This window comes from Streptomyces sp. NPDC031497, from assembly GCF_055580905.1.
In genome coordinates this window covers 75,994-97,752 of record NZ_JBVIKO010000034.1, presented here as the reverse complement: position 1 = coordinate 97,752, position 21,759 = coordinate 75,994, and the positions used below count along the sequence as shown (strand labels likewise).

22 protein-coding genes are annotated in these 21,759 nt (G+C 69.4%); 13 read left to right on the top strand and 9 right to left on the bottom strand.

All coding sequences use genetic code 11. The annotated features are described in order from the left end of the window. Nucleotides 1-100 precede the first annotated feature (100 nt). Together tal and tkt are read right to left on the bottom strand one after the other, a co-directional pair. Complete coding sequence (gene tal / locus ACZ5K7_RS42980) at nucleotides 101-1,219, bottom strand: transaldolase (RefSeq protein ID WP_351694895.1); 1,119 nt, start codon at nucleotides 1,217-1,219, stop codon at nucleotides 101-103. Nucleotides 1,220-1,252: 33 nt separating this feature from the next. Further along, nucleotides 1,253-3,340 (bottom strand): transketolase, encoded by a 2,088-nt coding sequence (gene tkt, locus ACZ5K7_RS42975; RefSeq protein ID WP_450971685.1) that lies wholly within the window; start codon nucleotides 3,338-3,340, stop codon nucleotides 1,253-1,255. Nucleotides 3,341-3,730: 390 nt separating this feature from the next. Between tkt and ACZ5K7_RS42970 the strand changes: the two genes are divergently transcribed. The 3 genes from ACZ5K7_RS42970 (at nucleotide 3,731) to ACZ5K7_RS42960 (ending at nucleotide 6,364) form a co-directional block, all read left to right on the top strand. Then, the gene (locus ACZ5K7_RS42970) at nucleotides 3,731-4,684 is read left to right on the top strand and encodes a heme o synthase (RefSeq protein WP_351695440.1); all 954 of its coding nucleotides are present in this window, start codon (nucleotides 3,731-3,733) and stop codon (nucleotides 4,682-4,684) included. 79 nt (nucleotides 4,685-4,763) lie between these two features. Further along, nucleotides 4,764-5,084 (top strand): hypothetical protein, encoded by a 321-nt coding sequence (locus ACZ5K7_RS42965; RefSeq protein ID WP_351694890.1) that lies wholly within the window; start codon nucleotides 4,764-4,766, stop codon nucleotides 5,082-5,084. Between the two features lie 173 nt (nucleotides 5,085-5,257). Further along, complete coding sequence (locus ACZ5K7_RS42960; protein ID WP_468922924.1) at nucleotides 5,258-6,364, top strand: amidohydrolase family protein; 1,107 nt, start codon at nucleotides 5,258-5,260, stop codon at nucleotides 6,362-6,364. Between the two features lie 135 nt (nucleotides 6,365-6,499). Here ACZ5K7_RS42960 and ACZ5K7_RS42955 read toward each other — a convergent pair whose 3' ends face one another. From ACZ5K7_RS42955 to ACZ5K7_RS42940, 4 genes are all read right to left on the bottom strand, one after another. Next, on the bottom strand, nucleotides 6,500-7,519 hold the full coding sequence (locus tag ACZ5K7_RS42955; protein ID WP_468922921.1) for a COX15/CtaA family protein: 1,020 nt from the start codon (nucleotides 7,517-7,519) through the stop codon (nucleotides 6,500-6,502). 135 nt (nucleotides 7,520-7,654) lie between these two features. Next, on the bottom strand, nucleotides 7,655-8,428 hold the full coding sequence (locus ACZ5K7_RS42950) for an ABC transporter permease (RefSeq protein WP_468922918.1): 774 nt from the start codon (nucleotides 8,426-8,428) through the stop codon (nucleotides 7,655-7,657). Beyond that, nucleotides 8,425-9,348, bottom strand: coding sequence for an ABC transporter ATP-binding protein (locus ACZ5K7_RS42945; RefSeq protein WP_468922915.1), 924 nt, complete (start codon nucleotides 9,346-9,348; stop codon nucleotides 8,425-8,427). The genes ACZ5K7_RS42950 and ACZ5K7_RS42945 overlap by 4 nt, the downstream gene beginning before the upstream one ends. A 46-nt stretch (nucleotides 9,349-9,394) precedes the next feature. Then, complete coding sequence (locus tag ACZ5K7_RS42940; RefSeq protein ID WP_468922912.1) at nucleotides 9,395-10,198, bottom strand: AAC(3) family N-acetyltransferase; 804 nt, start codon at nucleotides 10,196-10,198, stop codon at nucleotides 9,395-9,397. A gap of 172 nt (nucleotides 10,199-10,370) precedes the next feature. Between ACZ5K7_RS42940 and ACZ5K7_RS42935 the strand changes: the two genes are divergently transcribed. The 8 genes from ACZ5K7_RS42935 to ACZ5K7_RS42900 are packed head-to-tail and all read left to right on the top strand — an operon-like array spanning nucleotide 10,371 to nucleotide 16,932. Next, nucleotides 10,371-11,105, top strand: coding sequence for a helix-turn-helix transcriptional regulator (locus ACZ5K7_RS42935; RefSeq protein WP_351694878.1), 735 nt, complete (start codon nucleotides 10,371-10,373; stop codon nucleotides 11,103-11,105). After that, nucleotides 11,102-12,523 (top strand): Fe-S cluster assembly protein SufB, encoded by a 1,422-nt coding sequence (gene sufB, locus ACZ5K7_RS42930; protein WP_351694876.1) that lies wholly within the window; start codon nucleotides 11,102-11,104, stop codon nucleotides 12,521-12,523. The genes ACZ5K7_RS42935 and sufB overlap by 4 nt, the downstream gene beginning before the upstream one ends. A gap of 55 nt (nucleotides 12,524-12,578) precedes the next feature. Beyond that, entirely contained in the window at nucleotides 12,579-13,763 is a 1,185-nt protein-coding gene (gene sufD / locus ACZ5K7_RS42925) for a Fe-S cluster assembly protein SufD (RefSeq protein ID WP_351694874.1), read from the top strand. Then, entirely contained in the window at nucleotides 13,760-14,089 is a 330-nt protein-coding gene (locus tag ACZ5K7_RS42920) for a non-heme iron oxygenase ferredoxin subunit (protein ID WP_351326261.1), read from the top strand. The genes sufD and ACZ5K7_RS42920 overlap by 4 nt, the downstream gene beginning before the upstream one ends. Nucleotides 14,090-14,096: 7 nt before the next feature. Continuing rightward, nucleotides 14,097-14,861 (top strand): Fe-S cluster assembly ATPase SufC, encoded by a 765-nt coding sequence (gene sufC, locus ACZ5K7_RS42915; RefSeq protein WP_351694872.1) that lies wholly within the window; start codon nucleotides 14,097-14,099, stop codon nucleotides 14,859-14,861. Then, nucleotides 14,858-16,114: a cysteine desulfurase gene (locus tag ACZ5K7_RS42910; protein WP_351694870.1), complete on the top strand. Its 1,257-nt coding sequence runs from the start codon at nucleotides 14,858-14,860 to the stop codon at nucleotides 16,112-16,114. The genes sufC and ACZ5K7_RS42910 overlap by 4 nt, the downstream gene beginning before the upstream one ends. Before the next feature lie 18 nt (nucleotides 16,115-16,132). After that, complete coding sequence (sufU, locus tag ACZ5K7_RS42905; RefSeq protein WP_351694868.1) at nucleotides 16,133-16,603, top strand: Fe-S cluster assembly sulfur transfer protein SufU; 471 nt, start codon at nucleotides 16,133-16,135, stop codon at nucleotides 16,601-16,603. Then, entirely contained in the window at nucleotides 16,600-16,932 is a 333-nt protein-coding gene (locus ACZ5K7_RS42900; RefSeq protein ID WP_351694866.1) for a metal-sulfur cluster assembly factor, read from the top strand. The genes sufU and ACZ5K7_RS42900 overlap by 4 nt, the downstream gene beginning before the upstream one ends. Nucleotides 16,933-16,991: 59 nt before the next feature. On the opposite strand, the gene ACZ5K7_RS42895 is transcribed toward ACZ5K7_RS42900, so the two are convergent. The 3 genes from ACZ5K7_RS42895 to ACZ5K7_RS42885 all read right to left on the bottom strand — a co-directional run bounded on the left by ACZ5K7_RS42895 (nucleotide 16,992) and on the right by ACZ5K7_RS42885 (nucleotide 20,624). Next, entirely contained in the window at nucleotides 16,992-17,150 is a 159-nt protein-coding gene (locus ACZ5K7_RS42895) for a hypothetical protein (RefSeq protein ID WP_468922903.1), read from the bottom strand. 150 nt (nucleotides 17,151-17,300) lie between these two features. Then, complete coding sequence (locus tag ACZ5K7_RS42890) at nucleotides 17,301-19,604, bottom strand: tetratricopeptide repeat protein (RefSeq protein ID WP_468922900.1); 2,304 nt, start codon at nucleotides 19,602-19,604, stop codon at nucleotides 17,301-17,303. Between the two features lie 144 nt (nucleotides 19,605-19,748). Further along, nucleotides 19,749-20,624 (bottom strand): AbfB domain-containing protein, encoded by an 876-nt coding sequence (locus tag ACZ5K7_RS42885; RefSeq protein WP_468922897.1) that lies wholly within the window; start codon nucleotides 20,622-20,624, stop codon nucleotides 19,749-19,751. Nucleotides 20,625-20,896: 272 nt separating this feature from the next. On the opposite strand from ACZ5K7_RS42885, the gene ACZ5K7_RS42880 reads away from it, so the two are divergent. Together ACZ5K7_RS42880 and ACZ5K7_RS42875 are read left to right on the top strand one after the other, a co-directional pair. Then, a complete protein-coding gene (locus ACZ5K7_RS42880; protein WP_351694858.1) occupies nucleotides 20,897-21,217 on the top strand; it encodes a DMT family transporter in 321 nt (106 codons plus the stop codon). Then, complete coding sequence (locus ACZ5K7_RS42875) at nucleotides 21,217-21,753, top strand: TetR/AcrR family transcriptional regulator (protein ID WP_351694856.1); 537 nt, start codon at nucleotides 21,217-21,219, stop codon at nucleotides 21,751-21,753. The genes ACZ5K7_RS42880 and ACZ5K7_RS42875 overlap by 1 nt, the downstream gene beginning before the upstream one ends. Nucleotides 21,754-21,759: the final 6 nt, after the last annotated feature.

Below are 21,759 nucleotides of genomic sequence, written 5' to 3'. Positions count from 1 at the left end.
GAGGTCGCCCGTGACGCCGAAGATGACCAGACCGGACGGTCCCGCGATACGCGGGAGCCGTCGGTCTGCGGGGTCACGCAGCGGGTTGCTGCTCGACAATTTAGCCCTCCGAGGGGGCCAGGCGCTCCAGCTCCGCCTGGGTCGACTTGAGCAGGTCGTTCCAGGAGGCCTCGAACTTCTCGACGCCCTCGTCCTCCAGAACCTGGACCACGTCGTCGTACGAGATGCCCAGCCGCTCGACGGCGTCGAGGTCGGCGCGGGCCTGCTCGTAGGTACCGGTGATCGTGTCGCCGGTGATGCCGCCGTGGTCCTCGACCGCGAAGAGGGTGGCCTCCGGCATGGTGTTCACGGTGTTCGGCGCGACCAGGTCGTCGACGTACATGGTGTCCTTGTACGACGGGTCCTTCACACCGGTCGACGCCCACAGCGGACGCTGCTTGTTGGCGCCGGCGCTCTCCAGAGCGGTCCAGCGGGGGGTCGAGAAGACCTCCTCGTACGCCTGGTAGGCGAGCCGGGCGTTGGCGACGGCGGCCTTGCCGCGCAGCGCCTTGGCCTCGTCGGTGCCCAGGTCGTTCAGGCGCTTGTCGATCTCGGTGTCCACACGGGACACGAAGAACGACGCCACCGAACGGATGAGCGAGAGGTCCAGGCCGCGCTCCTTGGCCTTCTCCAGGCCGGAGAGGTACGCGTCCATGACCTCGCGGTAGCGCTCCAGCGAGAAGATCAGCGTGACGTTGACGCTGATACCGCGGCCGATGACCTCGGTGATCGCCGGCAGACCCGCCTTGGTGGCCGGGATCTTGATGAGCGTGTTGGGGCGGTCCACCAGCCAGGCCAGCTGCTTGGCCTCGGCGACGGTCGCCTTGGTGTTGTGCGCCAGGCGCGGGTCGACCTCGATCGACACCCGGCCGTCCTGGCCGTCGGTCGCGTCGTACACCGGGCGCAGGATGTCGGCGGCGTCGCGGACGTCCGCCGTGGTGATCATGCGGACGGCCTCTTCGACGGTGACCTTGCGGGCGGCGAGGTCCGACAGCTGCTGGTCGTAGCCGTCGCCCTGCGAGATCGCCTTCTGGAAGATCGTCGGGTTGGTGGTGACGCCCACGACGTGCTGCTGGTCGATCAGCTCGGCGAGGTTGCCGGACGTGATCCGCTTGCGCGACAGGTCGTCCAGCCAGATCGCGACGCCCTCCTCGGAGAGGCGCTTGAGTGCGTCTGTCATGGAATTACATCTCCTACGTGTCGTATATGAGCGTCAGCGCTGGGCGGCGGCGATGGATTCCCGGGCCTTGGCGGCCACGTTCTCGGCAGTGAAGCCGAACTCGCGGAAGAGCACCTTGCCGTCGGCGGAAGCACCGAAGTGCTCCAGGGAAACGATGCGGCCGGCGTCCCCGACGTACTTGTGCCACGTGAGGCCGATACCCGCCTCGACCGACACCCGCGCCCTGACGGACGGCGGCAGCACGCTGTCCCGGTACCCCTGGTCCTGCTCCTCGAACCACTCCACGCACGGCATGGAGACGACCCGGGTGGGCACGCCGTCGGCCTCCAGCTGCTCGCGCGCCTCGACGGCGACGTGCACCTCGGAACCGGTGGCGATGAGGATGACCTCGGGGGTGCCGTTCGACGCCTCGAAGAGGACGTAACCGCCCTTGACCGTGTCCTCGTTGGACTCGTACACCGGCACGCCCTGGCGGGTCAGCGCCAGGCCGTGCGGGGCGCCCTTGCCGAAGACCTTGGTGTAGCGCCGGAGGATCTCGCGCCAGGCGATCGCGGTCTCGTTGGCGTCCGCCGGGCGGACCACGTTCAGACCGGGGATGGCGCGCAGCGAGGCGAGGTGCTCGACCGGCTGGTGCGTCGGGCCGTCCTCGCCGAGACCGATGGAATCGTGCGTCCACACGTACGTCACCGGCAGGTGCATCAGCGCCGACAGCCGCACGGCGTTGCGCATGTAGTCGGAGAAGACGAGGAACGTACCGCCGTAGACACGGGTGTTGCCGTGCAGGGTGATGCCGTTCATCTCCGCGGCCATGGAGTGCTCGCGGATACCGAAGTGGATGGTGCGGCCGTAGGGGTTCGCACCCGGCAGCGGGTTGTCCGCCGGCAGGAACGAGCTGTCCTTGTCGATGGTCGTGTTGTTCGACCCGGCCAGGTCGGCGGAGCCGCCCCACAGCTCGGGGATCACGGCACCGAGCGCCTGGAGCACCTTGCCGGAGGCCGCGCGGGTGGCGACGCCCTTGCCGGGCTCGAAGACCGGGATCTTCTCCTCCCAGCCCTTGGGCAGCTCGGCCGCGGCGATGCGGTCGAACTCGGCGGCCCGCTCGGCGTTGCTGTCACGCCACAGCTGGAACGACTTCTCCCACTCGGCCTTCGCGGCGGCACCGCGCTCACCGGCCGCGCGGGTGTGGGCGAGGACCTCCTCGGCGACGTCGAAGGACTTCTCCGGGTCGAAGCCGAGGACGCGCTTGGTGGCCGCGACCTCGTCCTCGCCGAGCGCCGAGCCGTGGGCGGCCTCGGTGTTCTGCGCGTGCGGGGCGGGCCAGGCGATGATCGAGCGCATCGCGATGAAGGACGGCTTGTCCGTCACCTTCTTCGCGGCCTCGATCGCGTTGTAGATGGCGTGCGGGTCCAGGTCGCCGTCCGGCTTCGGGGCGATGCGCTGCACATGCCAGCCGTACGCCTCGAACCGCTTGACGGTGTCCTCGGAGACGGCCGTCTCGGTGTCGCCCTCGATCGAGATGTGGTTGTCGTCCCACAGCAGGACCAGGTTGCCGAGCTTCTGGTGACCGGCCATCGAGGACGCCTCGGCGGAGATGCCCTCCTGGAGGCAGCCGTCACCGGCGATGCAGTAGATGTAGTGGTCGAAGGGGGACTCGCCCTGCGGCGCGTCCGGGTCGAACAGGCCGCGCTCGTAGCGGGAGGCCATGGCCATGCCGACCGCGTTGGCGACACCCTGGCCGAGCGGTCCCGTGGTGGTCTCCACGCCCCTGGTGTGGCCGTACTCCGGGTGGCCCGGCGTCTTGGAGCCCCAGGTGCGGAAGGCTTCGAGGTCTTCCAGCTCCAGGCCGAAGCCGGCCAGGTAGAGCTGCGTGTAGAGGGTCAGCGACGAGTGACCGGCGGACAGCACGAAACGGTCGCGGCCCACCCAGTCGGGGTCGGACGGGTCGTGCCGCATCACCTTCTGGAAGAGGGTGTACGCGGCCGGCGCCAGGCTCATCGCCGTACCCGGATGGCCGTTGCCGACCTTCTGTACGGCGTCGGCGGCCAGGACGCGGGCGGTGTCGACGGCCCGCTGGTCCAACTCGGTCCAGTCGAGGTCTGTGGTGGTCGGCTTGGTGCTCACCCTGGGTCAGGGCTCCTCTCCACATGTTCGGTTACCGGTCCACGGGCACACGCCCGCACCGGCTGCCGGTGTACTGGGTGCCCACCGGCCGCTGTCGAGCCTACCCCCGTAAGGACGTGCGTTTTTTCGAGTGTTTCCAGACTGCCGGGCCTTGCGGGGATCCGCCTCCCGACTGGCCGGGAAGGCGTGTCGGCACGTGAATCCAGTTGAATACGCAGCCGCTCATCTGACTGCTCAACCGAGCCCCCTCCCGGCTCTCCCGAGACGCCTGCCAACACGACCCCACCCCCGCGAAGGTCGAGGTATGGGCAACGTCTAAAGTGGCGTGGTACGCGCGAGCCTTTACCGGGACTTCACACGGGGAGGCTTGCTGGGATGTCTCTGTCAGGGGTGTGCGTGACGGCCGTCGAATCCCGTCCAGCGGGGGTACTCGGTGCGAGCGAGAGCCCGAGTCACCGGCCGTTCGGGGCCCGTGTCAAAGCTTTCGTGGCGCTGACCAAGCCGCGGATCATCGAGCTGCTGCTCATCACCACCGTTCCGGTGATGTTCCTGGCGCAGCAAGGCGTGCCCGACATGACGCTGGTCCTGCTCACCTGCGTCGGCGGGTACCTCTCCGCGGGCGGCGCCAACGCGCTCAACATGTACATCGACCGGGACATCGACGCGCTGATGGACCGCACCTCGCAGCGGCCCCTGGTGACCGGCATGGTCAGTCCGCGCGAGTGCCTCGCCTTCGGCATCACCCTGGCGGTCGTCTCCACCCTGTTGTTCGGTTTCACCGTCAACTGGCTGAGCGCCTGGCTGTCACTCGGAGCGCTCCTCTTCTACGTCGTCGTCTACACGATGATCCTCAAGCGGCGTACCTCGCAGAACATCGTGTGGGGCGGCATCGCCGGCTGTCTGCCGGTGCTGATCGGCTGGTCGGCCGTCAAGGACTCCATGTCGTGGGCGCCGGTCATCCTCTTCCTCGTCATGTTCTTCTGGACACCGCCGCACTACTGGCCGCTGTCCATGAAGGTGAAGGACGACTACGCGCGCGTGGGCGTGCCGATGCTGCCGGTGGTCGCCTCCAACAAGGTGGTCGCCAAGCAGATCGTCATCTACAGCTGGGTGATGGTCGCGGTGTCGCTGCTCCTCACCCCCCTCGGCTACACCGGCTGGTTCTACACGCTGGTCGCCCTGGTGGCGGGCGGCTGGTGGCTGTGGGAGGCGCACGCGCTCCAGAACCGCGCGAAGGCCGAGGTGACGGGCGGGAAGCTCAAGGAGATGCGCCTGTTCCACTGGTCCATCACCTATGTGTCGCTGCTGTTCGTGGCGGTGGCCGTGGACCCCTTCCTGCGCTGACCGCGCACCGACCCGTGCGGGCCCACGTCACACCGCCCTGCCCTCGCCAGTCGATCTACTCGTGAGTAGCATCCTGCTCATGGCAGACACGCAGCAGGTTGACCAGAAGGCCGAGCGCAAGGTCGCGCGCCTCGCCAAGCAGATCAGCACCTTCGCCAGGGCCCACGGCGGCGCCGAGGGCCAGGTGGCCTACATCGGCGAACGCGGCGCCCGCATCGTCCTCGTCGGCGAGGACGGCGGCTGGGGTGACCTGGTGGCCCCGAGCACCGAGGTCGCCCGGCAGGCGCTGGAGAAGGCGGGCATCACCGTCCACGAGTCCTTCGACGGCGAGTTCGCGGCGAAGGTCCAGACGGGGCCTTACGAGTGGAAGCGGATGGCCGGCATTCAGATCGGCGGCTGAACAGCTGTTCCAGGGGCGCGGGTCCGTATCAGTGTGCGGCTCCGCCGGGTGGGCGCGACCAGCCACATGCGGTCCGCAGTCGCCGTACAGCCGGTACCACCCACCCCCGCCCGCGACCTCCATCCCCGTTCACCCGTTAAGACGGACATGCAGCCGTCCACACGGGAGCCCGGATGATCGAAACGCCGTCCCTGGTGGACCAGTACTGCCACGGAGTGCTGCGTACGGAGCTCGGCCTCGGCACCTTCGAGACCCAGCTCGCCCGCACCGAAGGCCCCCCGGCCGCCGGCACCACCCTCTTCGACACCCAGACCGGTTTCGCGGTACGGCGCTGGTGTCCCCCGCTCCTCGGCCTGGAACCCCACTGCCCGCCCGCCCGCTACCTCGCCCGGCGCCGTGAACTCGGCGTCCTGGAGGCGGGCCGGCGCCTGCTGCGCGGCAGCGGCATCACCACCTACCTCGTCGACACCGGCCTCCCCGGCGACCTCACCGGCCCCGCGGAGCTGGCGTCCACCGGTGCCGCCCAGGCCAGGGAGATCGTCCGGCTGGAGCTGCTGGCCGAGCAGGTCGCCGACACCTCCGGGACCGTCGAGTCCTTCCTCGCCAACCTCGCCGAGTCGGTGCACGGCGCGGCGGCGAACGCGGTCGCCTTCACCTCCGTCGCCGGCCTGCGGCACGGTCTCGCGCTGGCCCCCGAGCCGCCCGGACCCGGTGAGGTGAGAGGCGCCGCGGGCCGTTGGCTGGCGGCCCGCCGGGTCGGCGGCGAGCTGACCGACCCGGTTCTCCTACGGCACCTGCTGTGGATCGCCGTGGCCTCCGGTCTCCCGCTCCAGCTGCACGCGGGCCTCGGCGAGCCCGGCGCCCGGATCGACCGTACCGACCCGGTCCTGCTGACCGACTTCGTCCGGGCCACCGCGGGCCTCGGCACCGACCTGGTCCTGCTGCACGGCTACCCCTACCACCGCCACGCCGCCCACCTGGCCGGCGTCTTCCCGCACGTCTACGCCGACTCGGGCGCGGCCCTGGTGCGCACCGGCGCCCGGGCCGGGACGATCCTCGCCGAGATCCTGGAACTGGCCCCCTTCGGCAAGATCCTCTTCTCCAGCGGCGCCCACGGCCTGCCCGAACTGCACGTCGTCGGCGCCCGCCTCTTCCGCGAGTCCCTCGACCGGGTGCTCGGCACCTGGGTCGCCGAGGGCGCCTGGTCACTCGGCGACGCACAGCGCGTGGCCAAGCTGATCGCGGCGGGGAACGCGAGGCGGGTGTACGGCCTGGACTGAGCCGCAGGGACCGGGCGCGTACCGACCGGCTGCCCGGGATCAGGGCGCCCGCACAGGCCGCCGAGGACATCCGGGCCGTCGCCACGACGACCCCGCGCCGCCCACCGGGGAGCGGACGGCGCGCAGGGCCCGGGGCTACTGGGGGCCGGCCACCGACGCGCTCACGGCGTCGTACGTCTGAGCGGGCACCTCGGCCGTCACCTCGGCGCGCTCCCGCAGCGAGAGCAGGACGCGCAGCACGCCGATCCACACCAGGCAGGAGCCGAACATGTGGAGGCCCACCAGGACCGTGGGCAGATGCGTGAAGTACTGGACGTAACCGATCACGCCCTGGCCGAGCAGGATCAGGAAGAGGTCACGGACGCGGTCCCGCGGTCCCTGGGGCGCGCCGACGCCCTTGAGGAAGAACCACAGGGCGAAGGTCAGTGACACCACGATCCAGGCGAACACCGCGTGCAGCTCGGCGACGCCCGACCAGCTGACGTCGATGCGCTCGACGTCGCCGGAGTCGCCCGGGTGCGGCCCCGCGCCGGTCACCACCGTGCCCGCGGCGATGAGCAGCAGCGTCACGACCACCAGGGCCCACACCAGCTGCTGCACGGCCTTGCCGACCAGCGGGCGCGGCTCACCGTCGCCCTCGCGGGTGCGCTGCCACATCAGGGCGGCGACCGTGATGAGCGCCGTCGCCAGCAGGAAGTGCGCGGCGACGGTGTACGGGTTGAGGCCGACGAGCACCACGATGCCGCCCAGGATCGCGTTGCTCATCACGAGCCAGAACTGCGCCCAGCCCAGCCGGGTCAGGCCGCGCCGGTACGGCTTCTGGGACCGGGCGGCGATGATCGCCCACCCGACCGCCGCGCACAGCACATAGGTCAGCATGCGGTTCGTGAACTCGATGGCGCTGTGGTAGCTCAGCGCGGTCGTCGGGGTCAGCGAGCCGTCGGTGCACTCGGGCCAGGTCGGGCAGCCGAGGCCGGAGCCGGTGAGCCGGACCGCGCCGCCGGTGACCACGATGACCACCGACATCACGAGTGCGGCGAGGGCCGCGCGCCGGACGGTCCGGGGATCCGGGGTCCAGCGGTCGGCGATGAAGGCGAGCGGGTTGCGCACGGCAGCTACGGCATCGGCGGGGGTCAGCTTTGGCACGTCCACCATCGTAGGGCGCCGCTTGTGCACGAATTCACGTGGGTGCCCGCTGTCGCGTTCAGGCCGGTCAGCCGTCGGAGCGTGGCGTCTCCCGCAGGCGCAGCGGGCACGCACGGTGAGGACGTGGTCGGCGCCGTACGACGCTCATTCCCAGCGGAAGAACCGCCCCGCCGCCCCCAGCCCCGCCACCGCCCACACCGCGAGGATCCCCAGGTCCCCCCAGGGCATCCCGGCGCCGTGCTGGAGTACGTCGCGGAGTCCGTCCGACAGGGCGGAGATGGGCAGCAGGCCCAGGATCTCCTGTCCGGTCGAGCCGAACCTGTCCAGCGGGACGATGACCCCGCCGCCCACGAGGAGCAGCAGGAACACCAGGTTGGCGGCGGCCAGGGTCGCCTCCGCCTTCAGGGTGCCCGCCATCAGGAGGCCGAGGCCGGAGAAGGCGGCGGTGCCGAGGACCAGCAGGAGCAGGACGGCGAGGGGGTTGCCGTGCGGGGACCAGCCGAGGGCCAGGGCGATCAGCGTCAGCAGGATCACCTGGAGGATCTCGGTGACCAGGACCGACGCCGTCTTCGCCGTCATCAGGCCCCAGCGCGGCAGCGGGGAGGAGGCGAGGCGCTTCAGGACGCCGTAGCGGCGCTCGAAGCCGGTCGCGATGGCCTGGCCGGTGAAGGCCGTGGACATGACGGCGAGGGCGAGGATGCCGGGGGCGAGGAAGTCGACCGCCTTGCCGGATCCGGTGTCGACGACGTCCACCGAGCTGAAGAGCACGAGGAGGAGGGTGGGGATCACGACCGTCAGCAGGAGCTGCTCGCCGTTGCGGAGCAGCATCCTGGTCTCCAGGGCCGCCTGCGCCGCGATCATGCGGGGGAGCGGGGCGGCACCCGGCTTCGGGGTGTAGGTGCCCGTCGCGGTGGTCATGAGCGCAGCTCCTTGCCGGTCAGCTCCAGGAAGACGTCCTCCAGCGTGTGGCGTTCGACCGAGATGCGGTCCGGCATCACGCCGTGCTGGGCGCACCACGAGGTCACCGTCGCCAGCAGCTGGGGATTGACCTTGCCCATGACCCGGTAGGAACCCGGCGTCAGCTCGGCGGCCGCGGAGTCGGCCGGGAGCGCCTTGAGCAGCGAGCCGACGTCGAGGCCGGGGCGGCCGGTGAACCGCAGGGTGTTCTCGGCGCCGCCCTTGCACAGCTCCTCGGGGGAGCCCTGGGCGATCACCCGGCCGGCGTCGATGATGGCGACGTCGTCGGCGAGCTGCTCGGCCTCTTCCATGTAGTGGGTGGTGAGAATGACCGAAACGCCGTCGGTGCGCAGGTCCCGCACCAGGTCCCAGGTGGCCCGGCGGGCCTGCGGGTCGAGCCCGGCGGTCGGCTCGTCGAGGAAGACCAGTTCCGGGCGTCCGACCACGGCCATGGCGAGCGCCAGGCGCTGCTGCTGGCCGCCGGAGAGCCGGCGGTACGAGGTACGCCCGCAGCCGCCGAGGCCCAGCCGCTCGATCAGCGCGTCCACGTCCAGCGGATCCGCGTGCAGCTTCGCCACGTGCCGCAGCATCTCGTCCGCGCGGGCGCCGGAGTAGACCCCGCCGGACTGGAGCATCACGCCCACTCTGGGGCGCAGCTCGGCGGACTGACGTACGGGGTCGAGGCCGAGGACGCGTACCGAGCCGGAGTCCGGTCTGCGGTATCCCTCGCAGGTCTCGATCGTCGTCGTCTTGCCCGCGCCGTTGGGTCCGAGTACGGCGGTCACACCCGGCCGGGCCACCAGGTCGAGGCCGTCCATGGCGGTTTTCGTGCCGTACCGCTTCACCAGGTCCCGCACCTGGACCACGGGCTCACTTCGCATGGGGACAGAGTCTAGGTACGGCTGCCGTCACCCGGACGGCCGGGTGCTAGATCTCCTCCTCACGGGGTCGATGTACGGCCAGCCATCGCTCGGCGTAGGCCACCGCCTCACGCACCGGGAAGAGCCGCGCCTCGGCCGCGCCGACCGTCCCGCGGACGACGACGGGCCGGTCGCGTTCGAAGTCGTAGCCCAGTTCGTCGAAGCGGTCGGAGGTGATCGACACCTCGGTCACCACCTCCCAGCCGCCGCCCGGGGCGGGCCGGCCGACCGGGACCCGGGGCGAGGGTATGCGGTATTCGGCGAGGTGGAAGCCGGTGCAGGTGGCATAGCCGGTGCCGAGCATGAGCACGCGCGCGTCCAGTTCCTCCAGGCGGGCCAGTGGGCTGCGCTCGCCGAGCCGGCAGTCGGGGGCGTGGCCGTCGACGATCTCGGCGGCGCGGGGACCGACGGCCGCGAAGGAGGTCTGCGGGTGCGCGCTGCGCAGCGCGCCCGGCCAGGTCCGCACGGTCTCCGGGATCACGCCGACCCCGCGCGCGGGGGTGATCCGGGGGTCGTACGGGGGCATGGTCGCCCGGATGTCCGCCCACCACTCCTCCGGTACCGGCGGGTCGCGCCACACCGACGGGTCCGAGAGGTCGCCGGTCTGGGTGGGGACCACCAGGGTGCCGTTCTGGCCGAGCGCGTCGAGAAGACTTTCGACGACCGCCACGGCTCCGCCGTTGACCCAGCCGAGGGAACTGAGCGAGGTGTGCGCGAGGAGGGTTTCGCCGGTCTTGACACCGAGCAGCCGAAGCTGCTTCGCGAGGGTGTCCCGGGTGACAAGAGGGCCGGTCGGAGGGGGTGTGGGCATGGTTGGGGAGTGTTCCGGACGAGGCCGCCGACCGCCAGTGGATTGCGTGCGGGATGATCGATCAAAGATCGTTTGCGCAGGTCGGATTAGGTAAGCCTAAGTGACGCAGGGCACCGTCCGGCGGTCCGGACGCCGCTTGCCTGGTTCTGAGGAATTACGCAACAATGGCGTTGTGAAAAACGTCGGCGAGGCTCGGGAGACCCCCACGGGTACCCCGCAGGAGGAACTCGCGACCGGTGAGCGTTCGACGCGCAACCGGGTCGCGCGGTCGATCCTGGACCACGGCCCGTCGACCGTCACCGAGCTGGCCGGACGCCTGGGCCTGACCCCGGCGGCCGTACGCCGGCACCTGGACGCCCTGGTCGCCGACGATGTCGTGGAGGCGCGCGAGCAGCGGGTGTACGGCGCGCGGACCCGCGGCCGTCCCGCCAAGGTCTTCGCTCTCACCGACTGCGGCCGCGACGCCTTCGACCAGTCCTACGACACGCTGGCCGCCGACGCGCTGCGCTGGATCGCCGAGCAGGGGGGCGGTCAGGAGGCGGTCGCCGCCTTCGCGCGGGCCCGGATCGCCGCACAGGCGAGCGGCTACCGCAAGGCGATCGAGGCCGTGAGCCCCGACGACCGCACGGAAGCGCTGGCCAAGGCCCTGAGCAGGGACGGGTACGCTGCAACGGCGCGCAGCGCACCGGTCGGCGAACAGCTGTGCCAGCACCACTGCCCGGTCGCCCACGTCGCGGAGCAGTTCCCGCAGCTGTGCGAGGCGGAGACGGAGATCTTCGCCGAACTGCTCGGAACGCACGTCCAGCGACTGGCGACCATCGCGCACGGCGACGGCGTCTGCACGACGTTCATCCCCAAGATTTCCACTGACGCATCTGCTAGCACGGCCGGGAGGAACCCCGCATGACTCTCCCCACGGAGACTGCCCACCCCGAACTCGAGGGCCTGGGCAAGTACGAATACGGCTGGGCCGACTCCGACACGGCCGGCGCCTCCGCCAAGCGCGGCATCAACGAGGACGTCGTCCGGGACATCTCCGAGAAGAAGTCCGAGCCGGAGTGGATGACCAAGCTCCGTCTCAAGGGCCTGCGCCTCTTCGAGAAGAAGCCGATGCCGAACTGGGGTTCCGACCTGTCGGGAATCGACTTCGACAACATCAAGTACTTCGTGCGCTCCACGGAGAAGCAGGCGGAGTCCTGGGAGGACCTGCCCGAGGACATCAAGAACACCTACGACAAGCTGGGCATCCCGGAGGCGGAGAAGCAGCGCCTGGTCGCCGGTGTCGCCGCCCAGTACGAGTCCGAGGTCGTCTACCACCAGATCCGCGAGGACCTGGAGGAGCAGGGCGTCATCTTCCTCGACACCGACACCGCGCTGAAGGAGCACCCGGAGCTCTTCAAGGAGTACTTCGGGACCGTCATCCCGGTCGGTGACAACAAGTTCGCCTCCCTGAACACGGCCGTGTGGTCGGGCGGCTCCTTCATCTACGTGCCGAAGGGCGTGCACGTCGAGATCCCGCTCCAGGCCTACTTCCGGATCAACACCGAGAACATGGGCCAGTTCGAGCGGACCCTGATCATCGTCGACGAGGGTGCCTACGTGCACTACGTCGAGGGCTGCACCGCCCCGATCTACAAGTCGGACTCGCTGCACTCCGCGGTCGTCGAGATCATCGTCAAGAAGAACGCCCGCTGCCGCTACACGACCATCCAGAACTGGTCGAACAACGTCTACAACCTGGTCACCAAGCGCGCCGTCGCCTACGAGGGCGCGACCATGGAGTGGATCGACGGCAACATCGGCTCCAAGGTGACGATGAAGTACCCGGCCGTCTACCTGATGGGCGAGCACGCCAAGGGCGAGACCCTCTCCATCGCCTTCGCGGGCGAGGGCCAGCACCAGGACGCCGGCTCCAAGATGGTCCACATGGCGCCGAACACGTCGTCCAACATCGTGTCCAAGTCCGTGGCGCGCGGCGGCGGCCGTACCTCCTACCGCGGCCTGGTCGAGATCGGCGAAGGCGCCCACGGCTCCAAGTCGAACGTGCTGTGCGACGCGCTGCTCGTCGACACCATCTCCCGTTCCGACACGTACCCGTACGTCGACGTCCGCGAGGACGACGTGTCCATGGGCCACGAGGCGACCGTCTCCAAGGTCTCCGAGGACCAGCTCTTCTACCTGATGAGCCGCGGTCTGACCGAGTTCGAGGCGATGGCGATGATCGTGCGCGGCTTCGTCGAGCCGATCGCCAAGGAACTGCCGATGGAGTACGCCCTCGAACTCAACCGGCTGATCGAGCTCCAGATGGAAGGCGCGGTCGGCTAAGCGACCGCCGTCACCGTCAAGCCACTCACGTAAGAAAGCGAGCAGACCGACAGCCATGGCTGAGGCTCAGAACATCCCCGTGGGCTCGACCACCGCGGGCCAGATCGCGGTGGCCGCCGAATCGACCGTCGCCACGCGCATGAGCGCGCCCCCGTCCTTCGACGTCGCGGACTTCCCGGTCCCGCACGGCCGCGAGGAGGAGTGGCGGTTCACCCCGCTGGAGCGCCTGCGCGGGCTGCACGACGGCACGGCGGTCGCCACCGGCGACGGCCTGAAGGTCGCGGTGGAGGCCCCCGAGGGCGTCACCGTCGAGCTGGTCGGCCGCGACGACCCCCGGCTCGGCCGGGCCGGCACCCCGGTGGACCGGGTCGCCGCCCAGGCGTACTCCGCCTTCGAGCAGGCCGGCGTGGTCACCGTCCCCAAGGACACGGTGCTCACCGAGCCGATCCGGATCGCCGTGCACGGCCAGGGCGGGGTCTCCTACGGCCACCAGATCATCGAGCTGGGCGCCTTCGCCGAGGCCGTCGTCGTCATCGACCACACCGGTGACGTGGTCACCGCCGCCAACGTCGAGTACGTCCTGGGCGACGGCGCCAAGCTCACCGTCGTCTCCGTCCAGGACTGGGACGACAAGGCCGTGCACGTGGCCCAGCACAACGCCCTGGTCGGCCGGGACGCCTCCTTCAAGTCGGTCGTCGTCACCTTCGGCGGCGACGTCGTACGACTGCACCCGCGCGTCTCCTACGCCGGCACCGGCGGCGAGGCCGAGCTGTACGGCCTGTACTTCACGGACGCCGGGCAGCACCAGGAGCACCGGCTGCTCGTCGACCACAACACCCCGCACTGCAAGTCGAACGTGGCCTACAAGGGCGCCCTCCAGGGCGAGCAGGCGCACGCGGTCTGGATCGGCGACGTCCTGATCGAGGCCAAGGCCGAGGGCACCGACACCTACGAGATGAACCGCAACCTGGTCCTCACGGACGGCGCGCGGGTCGACTCGGTGCCGAACCTGGAGATCGAGACCGGCGAGATCGTCGGCGCCGGCCACGCCTCCGCCACCGGCCGCTTCGACGACGAGCAGCTCTTCTACCTGATGGCCCGCGGCATCCCGCAGCACGAGGCCCGCCGACTGGTGGTCCGCGGCTTCTTCGCCGAGCTGGTCCAGCAGATCGGCGTCGCCGACATCGAGGAGCGGCTGCTCGCCAAGATCGAGGAGGAGCTGGAGGCCTCGGTCGCATGACAGCACCGACAGCGTTCGTACGCGCCTGCGGCCTGAGCGAGCTGGAGGACGACACCCCGAAACGGGTGGAGCTCGACGGCACGCCGGTCTCGGTCGTCCGCACCGAGGGAGAGGTGTTCGCGATCTACGACATCTGCTCCCACGCCAACGTCTCGCTCTCCGAGGGCGAGGTGGAGGACTGTCAGATCGAGTGCTGGCTGCACGGCTCCAGCTTCGACCTGCGCACCGGCAAGCCGTCCGGCCTCCCGGCCACCCGCCCCGTTCCCGTATACCCCGTAAAGATCGAAGGGGACGACGTGCTCGTCTCCCTCACCCAGGAGTCCTGAGGCACCCATGGCAACGCTTGAAATCCGAGACCTGCACGTCACCGTCGAGGCCGACAACGCCACGAAGGAGATCCTCAAGGGCGTCGACCTCACCGTGAAGCAGGGCGAGACGCACGCCATCATGGGCCCCAACGGCTCCGGCAAGTCGACCCTCGCCTACTCGCTCGCGGGTCACCCGAAGTACACGATCACCGGCGGCACCGTCACCCTCGACGGCGAGGACGTCCTGGAGATGTCCGTCGACGAGCGCGCCCGCGCCGGCCTGTTCCTGGCGATGCAGTACCCGGTCGAGGTCCCCGGTGTCTCGGTCTCCAACTTCCTGCGCACCTCCGCCACCGCCGTCCGCGGCGAGGCCCCCAAGCTGCGCACCTGGGTGAAGGAGGTCAAGGAGACCATGGAGCGCCTCGCCATGGACCCCGCCTTCGCCGAGCGCAACGTCAACGAGGGCTTCTCCGGCGGTGAGAAGAAGCGCCACGAGATCCTCCAGCTGGAACTGCTCAAGCCGAAGATCGCGATCCTCGACGAGACCGACTCCGGCCTGGACGTCGACGCCCTGCGCGTCGTCTCCGAGGGCGTCAACCGCGTCCGTGAGACCGGCGAGGTGGGCACCCTGCTCATCACGCACTACACGCGCATTCTGCGCTACATCAAGCCCGACTTCGTCCACGTCTTCTCCGCCGGACGCATCGTCGAGTCCGGCGGTGCCGAGCTCGCCGACAAGCTGGAGAACGAGGGCTACGAGGCTTACACGAAGGGTGGCGTATCCGCGTGACGCAGCTGCCGGGCCTCCTCGACACCGAGGCGATCCGCAAGGACTTCCCCATCCTGGACCGGCTGGTCCACGACGACCGGAAGCTCGTGTACCTGGACAACGCGGCGACCTCGCAGAAGCCGCGCCAGGTACTGGACGCACTCAGTGAGTACTACGAGCGCTACAACGCCAACGTCCACCGCGGTGTGCATGTGCTCGCCGAGGAGGCCACGGCGCTGTACGAGGGCGCGCGCGACAAGGTCGCCGAGTTCATCAACGCGCCCAGCCGCGACGAGGTGATCTTCACCAAGAACGCCTCCGAGTCGCTGAACCTCGTGGCGAACATGCTCGGCTGGGCCGACGAGCCCTACCGGGTGGACCACGAGACCGAGATCGTCATCACGGAGATGGAGCACCACTCCAACATCGTGCCGTGGCAGCTGCTGGCGCAGCGCACGGGCGCGAAGCTGAAGTGGTTCGGCCTCACCGACGACGGCCGCCTCGACCTGTCCAACATCAACGAGATCATCACCGAGAAGACGAAGATCGTCTCCTTCGTGCTGGTGTCGAACATCCTGGGCACGATCAACCCGGTCGAGGCGATAGTCCGCCGCGCCCAGGAGGTCGGCGCGCTGGTCTGCATCGACGCCTCCCAGGCGGCTCCCCACATGCCGCTGGACGTCCAGGCACTCCAGGCCGACTTCGTCGCCTTCACCGGGCACAAGATGTGTGGCCCGACGGGCATCGGCGTCCTCTGGGGCCGCCAGGAGCTCCTGGAGGACCTGCCCCCCTTCCTGGGCGGCGGCGAGATGATCGAGACCGTGTCGATGCACTCCTCGACCTATGCCCCGGCGCCCCACAAGTTCGAGGCGGGCACCCCCCCGATCGCCCAGGCGGTCGGCCTCGGCGCGGCGATCGACTACCTGAACTCCATCGGCATGGACAAGATCCTCGCCCATGAGCACGCGCTGACCGAGTACGCGGTACGGCGGCTCACCGAGGTCCCCGATCTGAAGATCATCGGCCCCACCACGGCCGAGGACCGGGGCGCCGCGATCTCCTTCACCCTCGGGGACATCCACCCGCACGACGTGGGCCAGGTCCTCGACGAGCAGGGCATCGCGGTCCGGGTCGGCCACCACTGCGCCCGTCCGGTCTGCCTGCGGTACGGAATTCCTGCGACCACGCGAGCGTCGTTCTATCTGTACTCCACGCCGGCCGAGATCGACGCACTGGTCGAGGGCCTGGAGCACGTACGGAACTTCTTCGGCTGAAGGGCGTGAGCTGAAACCGTGAAGCTGGACTCGATGTACCAGGAAGTCATCCTCGACCACTACAAGCACCCGCACGGGCGTGGTCTCAGGGACGGTGACGCCGAGGTACACCATGTGAACCCGACCTGCGGCGACGAGATCACCCTCCGAGTGAAGTACGACGGCACGACGATCGAGGACGTCTCGTACGAGGGCCAGGGCTGCTCGATCAGCCAGGCGAGCGCCTCCGTGCTGAACGACCTCCTGGTCGGCAAGGAGCTGGCCGACGCGCGGCAGATCCAGGAGACCTTCCTGGAGCTGATGCAGTCCAAGGGCAGGCTCGAACCCGACGACGAGATGGAGGAGGTGCTGGAGGACGCGGTCGCGTTCGCCGGTGTCTCCAAGTACCCGGCCCGGGTCAAGTGCGCCCTCCTGAGCTGGATGGCGTGGAAGGACGCGACGGCTCAGGCGCTGGGTGGCGCGGCCGACGTCGAAAGGAAGACGGCATGACCGACACCGTTGAGATGAAGCCGGCCTCGGAGGACGAACTCCGCGAGGCGCTGTACGACGTCGTCGACCCCGAGCTGGGCATCGACGTCGTCAACCTCGGCCTGATCTACGGAATCCACATCGACGACGCGAACATCGCGACGATCGACATGACCCTGACCTCGGCGGCCTGCCCGCTGACGGACGTCATCGAGGACCAGGCCAAGTCCGCCACGGACGGCCTCGTCAACGAACTGCGCATCAACTGGGTCTGGATGCCCCCGTGGGGCCCCGACAAGATCACCGACGACGGCCGCGAGCAGCTGCGGGCGCTCGGGTTCAACGTCTGACCCTGCGTTCCGTCGAACCTGTGAAGGGGCCCTGGCCATGTGCCGGGCCCCTTCGCACGTTACCGCCGACGCCGCAGAGCCTCGGCGAAAGCTCGAAATGCCGCGACGCGGTGGCCGCCTCGCAGACCCCGCAGGGTGGCGAGGTGGCCGACGAGCAGGATGAGGGTCATGGCCACCGGGACGCCTGCGAGGAGCAGGAGTTCAGGAGCTGGCTGCATGGGACCGGGCCTTTCCGGAGAGCTGACGGTTGTCGCGATCGCGTGCCACCACGGAAGCGGATCACGGACGCGGCGGCCGTTGCCCCAGCGGCGGTCTTCATCGACGTCCCAGGTCAGAACCTGTAGGCGGGTTTTCCCGGCGGGAAGTGGTCACCGGCGGAATCCGCGGTCCGGATCGCGTGCCCGGTCTCCGTAAAAGGGCACGAACCAATCCTCGACCTCGAGGTTGGCGAAGCCCATGAAGCTGTTGAGGTGGTGATCGGAGTCCTCGATGCCCTGGGCCCAGGGCTCGTAGAGGAACAGGACGTCCGTGTCCTCCAGGAAGGCATCGAGGCAGAGGCCCCAGTCCCAGTCGTCGTGGTGAGGCGGGACGTCCTCGACGAACGACGTGACCAGTTCCGGGTCGTCGACCACCATGGACGACGCGTGGTCGACGGCCATGTGGAGGGCCATCTCCTCGCCGGTACAGGTGGGCACGGGCCGCTTTCCCGCCCTGATGTCCCGGGCCAAGTCGTCGAAGCAGCGGACCAGTTGGCGACGCCATCGCGCGTCCTGCCGCCAGGTGTGCACCGGCATGTGGCTGAAGATGTAGGCGTAGTTGTCGCGGAGGTCGACCGGGCGGCCTCCGATTTCCTCGAGGACGTCGTAGGCCATGTCGGCCGCGATCTCGAGCGTGGCTTCCAGGACGCGCAAAGTGCGCGCGGTCGGGCCCCACTCCCGGTCTTCGTCCCACTCGTCCTCGTCAAGCGCCTCCGACTCGGGCGCTTCGGGCGGGGCCAGTTCGTCCGGGACCGGACGCCTGTCCACGCCCGGAGAGGTGTAGTACGACTCCGATACTTCGTCACCTGCCTCTGCCGCCCGCCGGTACCAGAGGCCGGCCGCCCGACGGTCCTGTTTCCTGAAGTGCAGATTGCCCATGAGCCGGATGGAGAGGACGTCTCCGGCATCGATCGCCCGCTGGAGCCAGCGGATCGCCTCCTCGGTGTCGGACCGCTCGTAGAGCAGTCCCAGGGTGCGGAAGGTGTCGACGTCCTCGGCGTCCGCGAGCGGCTGCAACGCCCGTCGGGCCACATCCATGCGGTCGTTCGCGTGGGCGGCCAGAGCGATGCTGAATCGGTGATGCTTCTTCAAGGCGTGTGCAAGGACGACTTCCCAGATCTCATCAGGGATCAGGTCTGCCGAAGGACCCCGATCCCGCAGATGGGCGTCGAGAAGATAGTCGAACGGCCTCAGCCCGTCACCCTCCGGGACGAGCAGCCGTGTCACGGCGTCTCGTGGGCTCGTGGCCCAGGACAGCGCGGCGTCGAATGACTCGGGGCCGATCAACTGCTTGTTGCGGCCTGGCAGATACCGTTCGTGCAGTGTTCTGAGCAGGTCGCAGGGTTGTGGTTCCGTGAGCCCCGCAAGGGCCAGGTCGATCGCCGTCCAGACCAGGGCGGCACCGCGCGGATGGCCGTCCACCACCGAGGCATGGAGAAGTTCCCTCCACAGCTGAGGGCCTGTCGCCAGCGTTTCCGCGATGCCGAAATCCTCGGCCTGCTCCAGCGCGAGCCGCAGCCGTGCGTCGGGGCGTGATCGCAGATGGTCCCGGACACGCCCGACTTCCTGCTGTGACCAGAGCCGTACGACTTCGAACTCCTCGGCCAGCCTGATGAGTTCGTGGGACGGATGACCGTCACGGATCCTGGAGCGCATGGTGCCGAGCACCACGGTGTGCGCCGCCCGCAGGGCACGGATGTCGGCGAGCGTCAGCCCGTCCGGGCTCAGGTACTGCTCCATGTCATTGAGCCACAGGACGCAGCGTGTGCCCGAGCGCGCGGCTCGTACAGCCTCGGTCACGGCGTCTGCCAGGTCCGTGATGTGCGGGGGCACGACGAGCAGGTGATCGGGCAGAACCGTGGTCATCGCCTCGTAGGCGCAGCGGGTCTTGCCGGCCGTTGACGCCCCGGTGAGGAGGACCACGCCGCCTGCGTCGCTGATGCGGGAAAGAGCTTTCCTGACCTCTGGGTCTATGTCGCGGGGTATGTACTCAGGCAGAGCGGTGCCGTCTTCCAGGGTGCGTGCCCGGTGCACTTTGAGTTCGAGAGGGTCGGCGTCCCGCACCGGAAACACCGTCACCCGTGAATCGCGGGCGCCCGCAGGCGTGCTCTGCGCGCGTTCGTAGAGTCGCTTCCACGAGGACCGGTCGAGCTTGCCGCGGGGGAGCGCGGCGGCTCGCTCCAGCGCCCCGAGGAACGAATCCAAGGCCGACCAGGATGACGGGACGCGATCCCCCTTGCGCCAGGCGCTGATCGTCGTGGTGCTCAGGGCTACCTGGCCCTTGGCCTTCGATGCCCTGCAGATCTGGGACAGCGTCGGCTTGGTGGCACCGTCCCGGGCTGCTTCGGACAGGGCGGCCCCGATGGCCCGGGCGAACTCGGCCCGCGCGTCGGAGTCGTGTGCGGCATGGCTCATGCACCGATGGTGCCGGAGGGCACTGACAACGGGGTGTGCCAGGGCGCTGCTGGACACGACACACCACAAGTCGAGCGAATCGGCATGCCCGTGCACACGGCGAGGTCCGTCGAACCTCGCCGTGTGTCGCCCGGGCGAGGAGGCTCAGGCCAGCGGGTCCACCAGGCGGAACGCCGAGTCCGCGCGGTACAGGTCGCTGTTCTGGTAGGAGACCAGTCGCAGCTGGAAGTTCTGGTGGCGCAGGAAACGGCCGGGGTAGTTCACCGACTCCAGCATGACCGCGCCCGAGGATGACGAGGTCCGGGCGCAGAAGGTGGCGTCCTGCTTGAAGAGGGACGAGCCGTCGTTGCCGTCGGCGCGCAGCAGGAAGTTGCGGTGCCGCAGATACTTTCCGTCGGACGTCCGGAACGAGTAACAGGAGCTGTTCGCAAGGCCCTTGACCACGGTGAACGTCGAGTCCTCACGGGACTCCGAGCCGCGGACCGGGTCGAGCTTCACATAGCCGTCGCTCACGTGCCAGTAGCGGTCCGGGTAGTTGACCGAGCGGACCGACCTGTGGGTGGGGGACTGCTGCGTGGAGCCGCCCGAACCACTCGAGCCCCCCGAACTTCCCTTGGCCGGCGAGGACTTGGAAGGCTTCGCGCTGGACGGCGAGGTCTTCGGGGTGGTGCCCGGTGCCGCGGCAGACGCCGTGGCGGAGGAGGACGAGGTCGGCGAAGTCGTCAGCATGCCTGACTTGTCCTTCGCGGGAGTGGCCGGTCCCGTCGCCGTCGGCGAGGCGAAGGAGAGCAGGCCGGGGCCGTGGTCGAGGGCCGCGTCGGTCGGCGGGGGAGGCGTCGCCGACGCCTGGTCAGGGGTGGTGCGGCTGACGGCTATCGCGGTGACGCAGGCGACGACCGTGGCGATCGCCAGCGTGCCGGCCAGCCAGAGTCTTCGGGTTCCGGGAGCCCGGGAGGTGTCGGGGACCCAGCCGTTCTCCCAGGAGGGGTGCGGCGGGGGTTGGGGGGTGGTTTCTGGCATGCGCATTTCCTCCAGCGGCGCCAAGGCAGCGGCAGCCGGGGGTGTGAGGGTGAGGTGGGTGAGGTGTGAAGCAATGATGGATCACAGAGGTGCACACACTAGTGGAGTCGCGCGGCCGCGGGGAGCCGTTTCAGCTAGCGGTTTCTATGAGAATTAAACATCTTCGTGTGGGCGCGGGGGAGTTCGGGCGCGGATCTCGGCGGCCTCCCGCGGACGCGCTGCGCCACGGCTGTTGTGTACGGTCGTACACAACGTTGCGTACACTCGTACACATGGGATACCTGACGCTCGCCGGCGCCATAGCCGCCGAGGTCGCCGCGACGACGGCGATGAAGTACAGCGAGGGCTTCAGCAGACTCTGGCCCTCGCTGGTGACGGCACTGGGATACGTGGTGTCGTTCCTGCTCCTGGCCGCGACGCTGAAGACCGTGTCGATCGGCACGGCGTACGCGATCTGGTCCGGAGTCGGCACCGCGGCCATCGCCGTGCTCGGCCTGCTGCTGTTCGGGGAGGGACTGAGCCTGGTGAAGGTCGCCGGGATCGTGCTCATCATCGGCGGAGTCGTGGTCCTGAACCTGGGAGGCGCGCACTGATGCCACGCCGTTACGACCCCGAGCGCCGGCAGCGGATCATCGAGGCGGCGATCCGCGTGGTGGGGGAGAAGGGGCTCGCCGGGCTCTCCCATCGCTCCGTCGCCGCCGCGGCGGACGTACCGCTCGGCTCGACGACGTACCACTTCAAGACCCTCGACGAGCTGATGGTCGCCGCGCTGCGGCAGGCCAACGAGGGCTTCGCCAAGGCGATCGCCTCGCGCGGCGGACTGGACGACTCCTCGGCGGACCTCGCCACCTCCCTCGCCCGGATTCTCGGCGACTGGCTGAGCGGGGACCGTACCGCCGTGGAGCTGGAGTACGAGCTGTACCTCGCCGCCCTGCGCCGCCCGGCCCTGCGCCCCGTCGCCGCCGAGTGGGCCGACGACCTCGCCGAACGGCTGGCACGGCGCACCGACCCGGTCACGGCGCGGGCCCTGGTCGCGCTGATGGACGGGATCTGCCTCCAGGTGCTGCTGACCGGGACGCCGTATGACGAGGGGTACGCACGGGAGGTGCTGGGGCGCGTGATTCCCTGAGCGGAA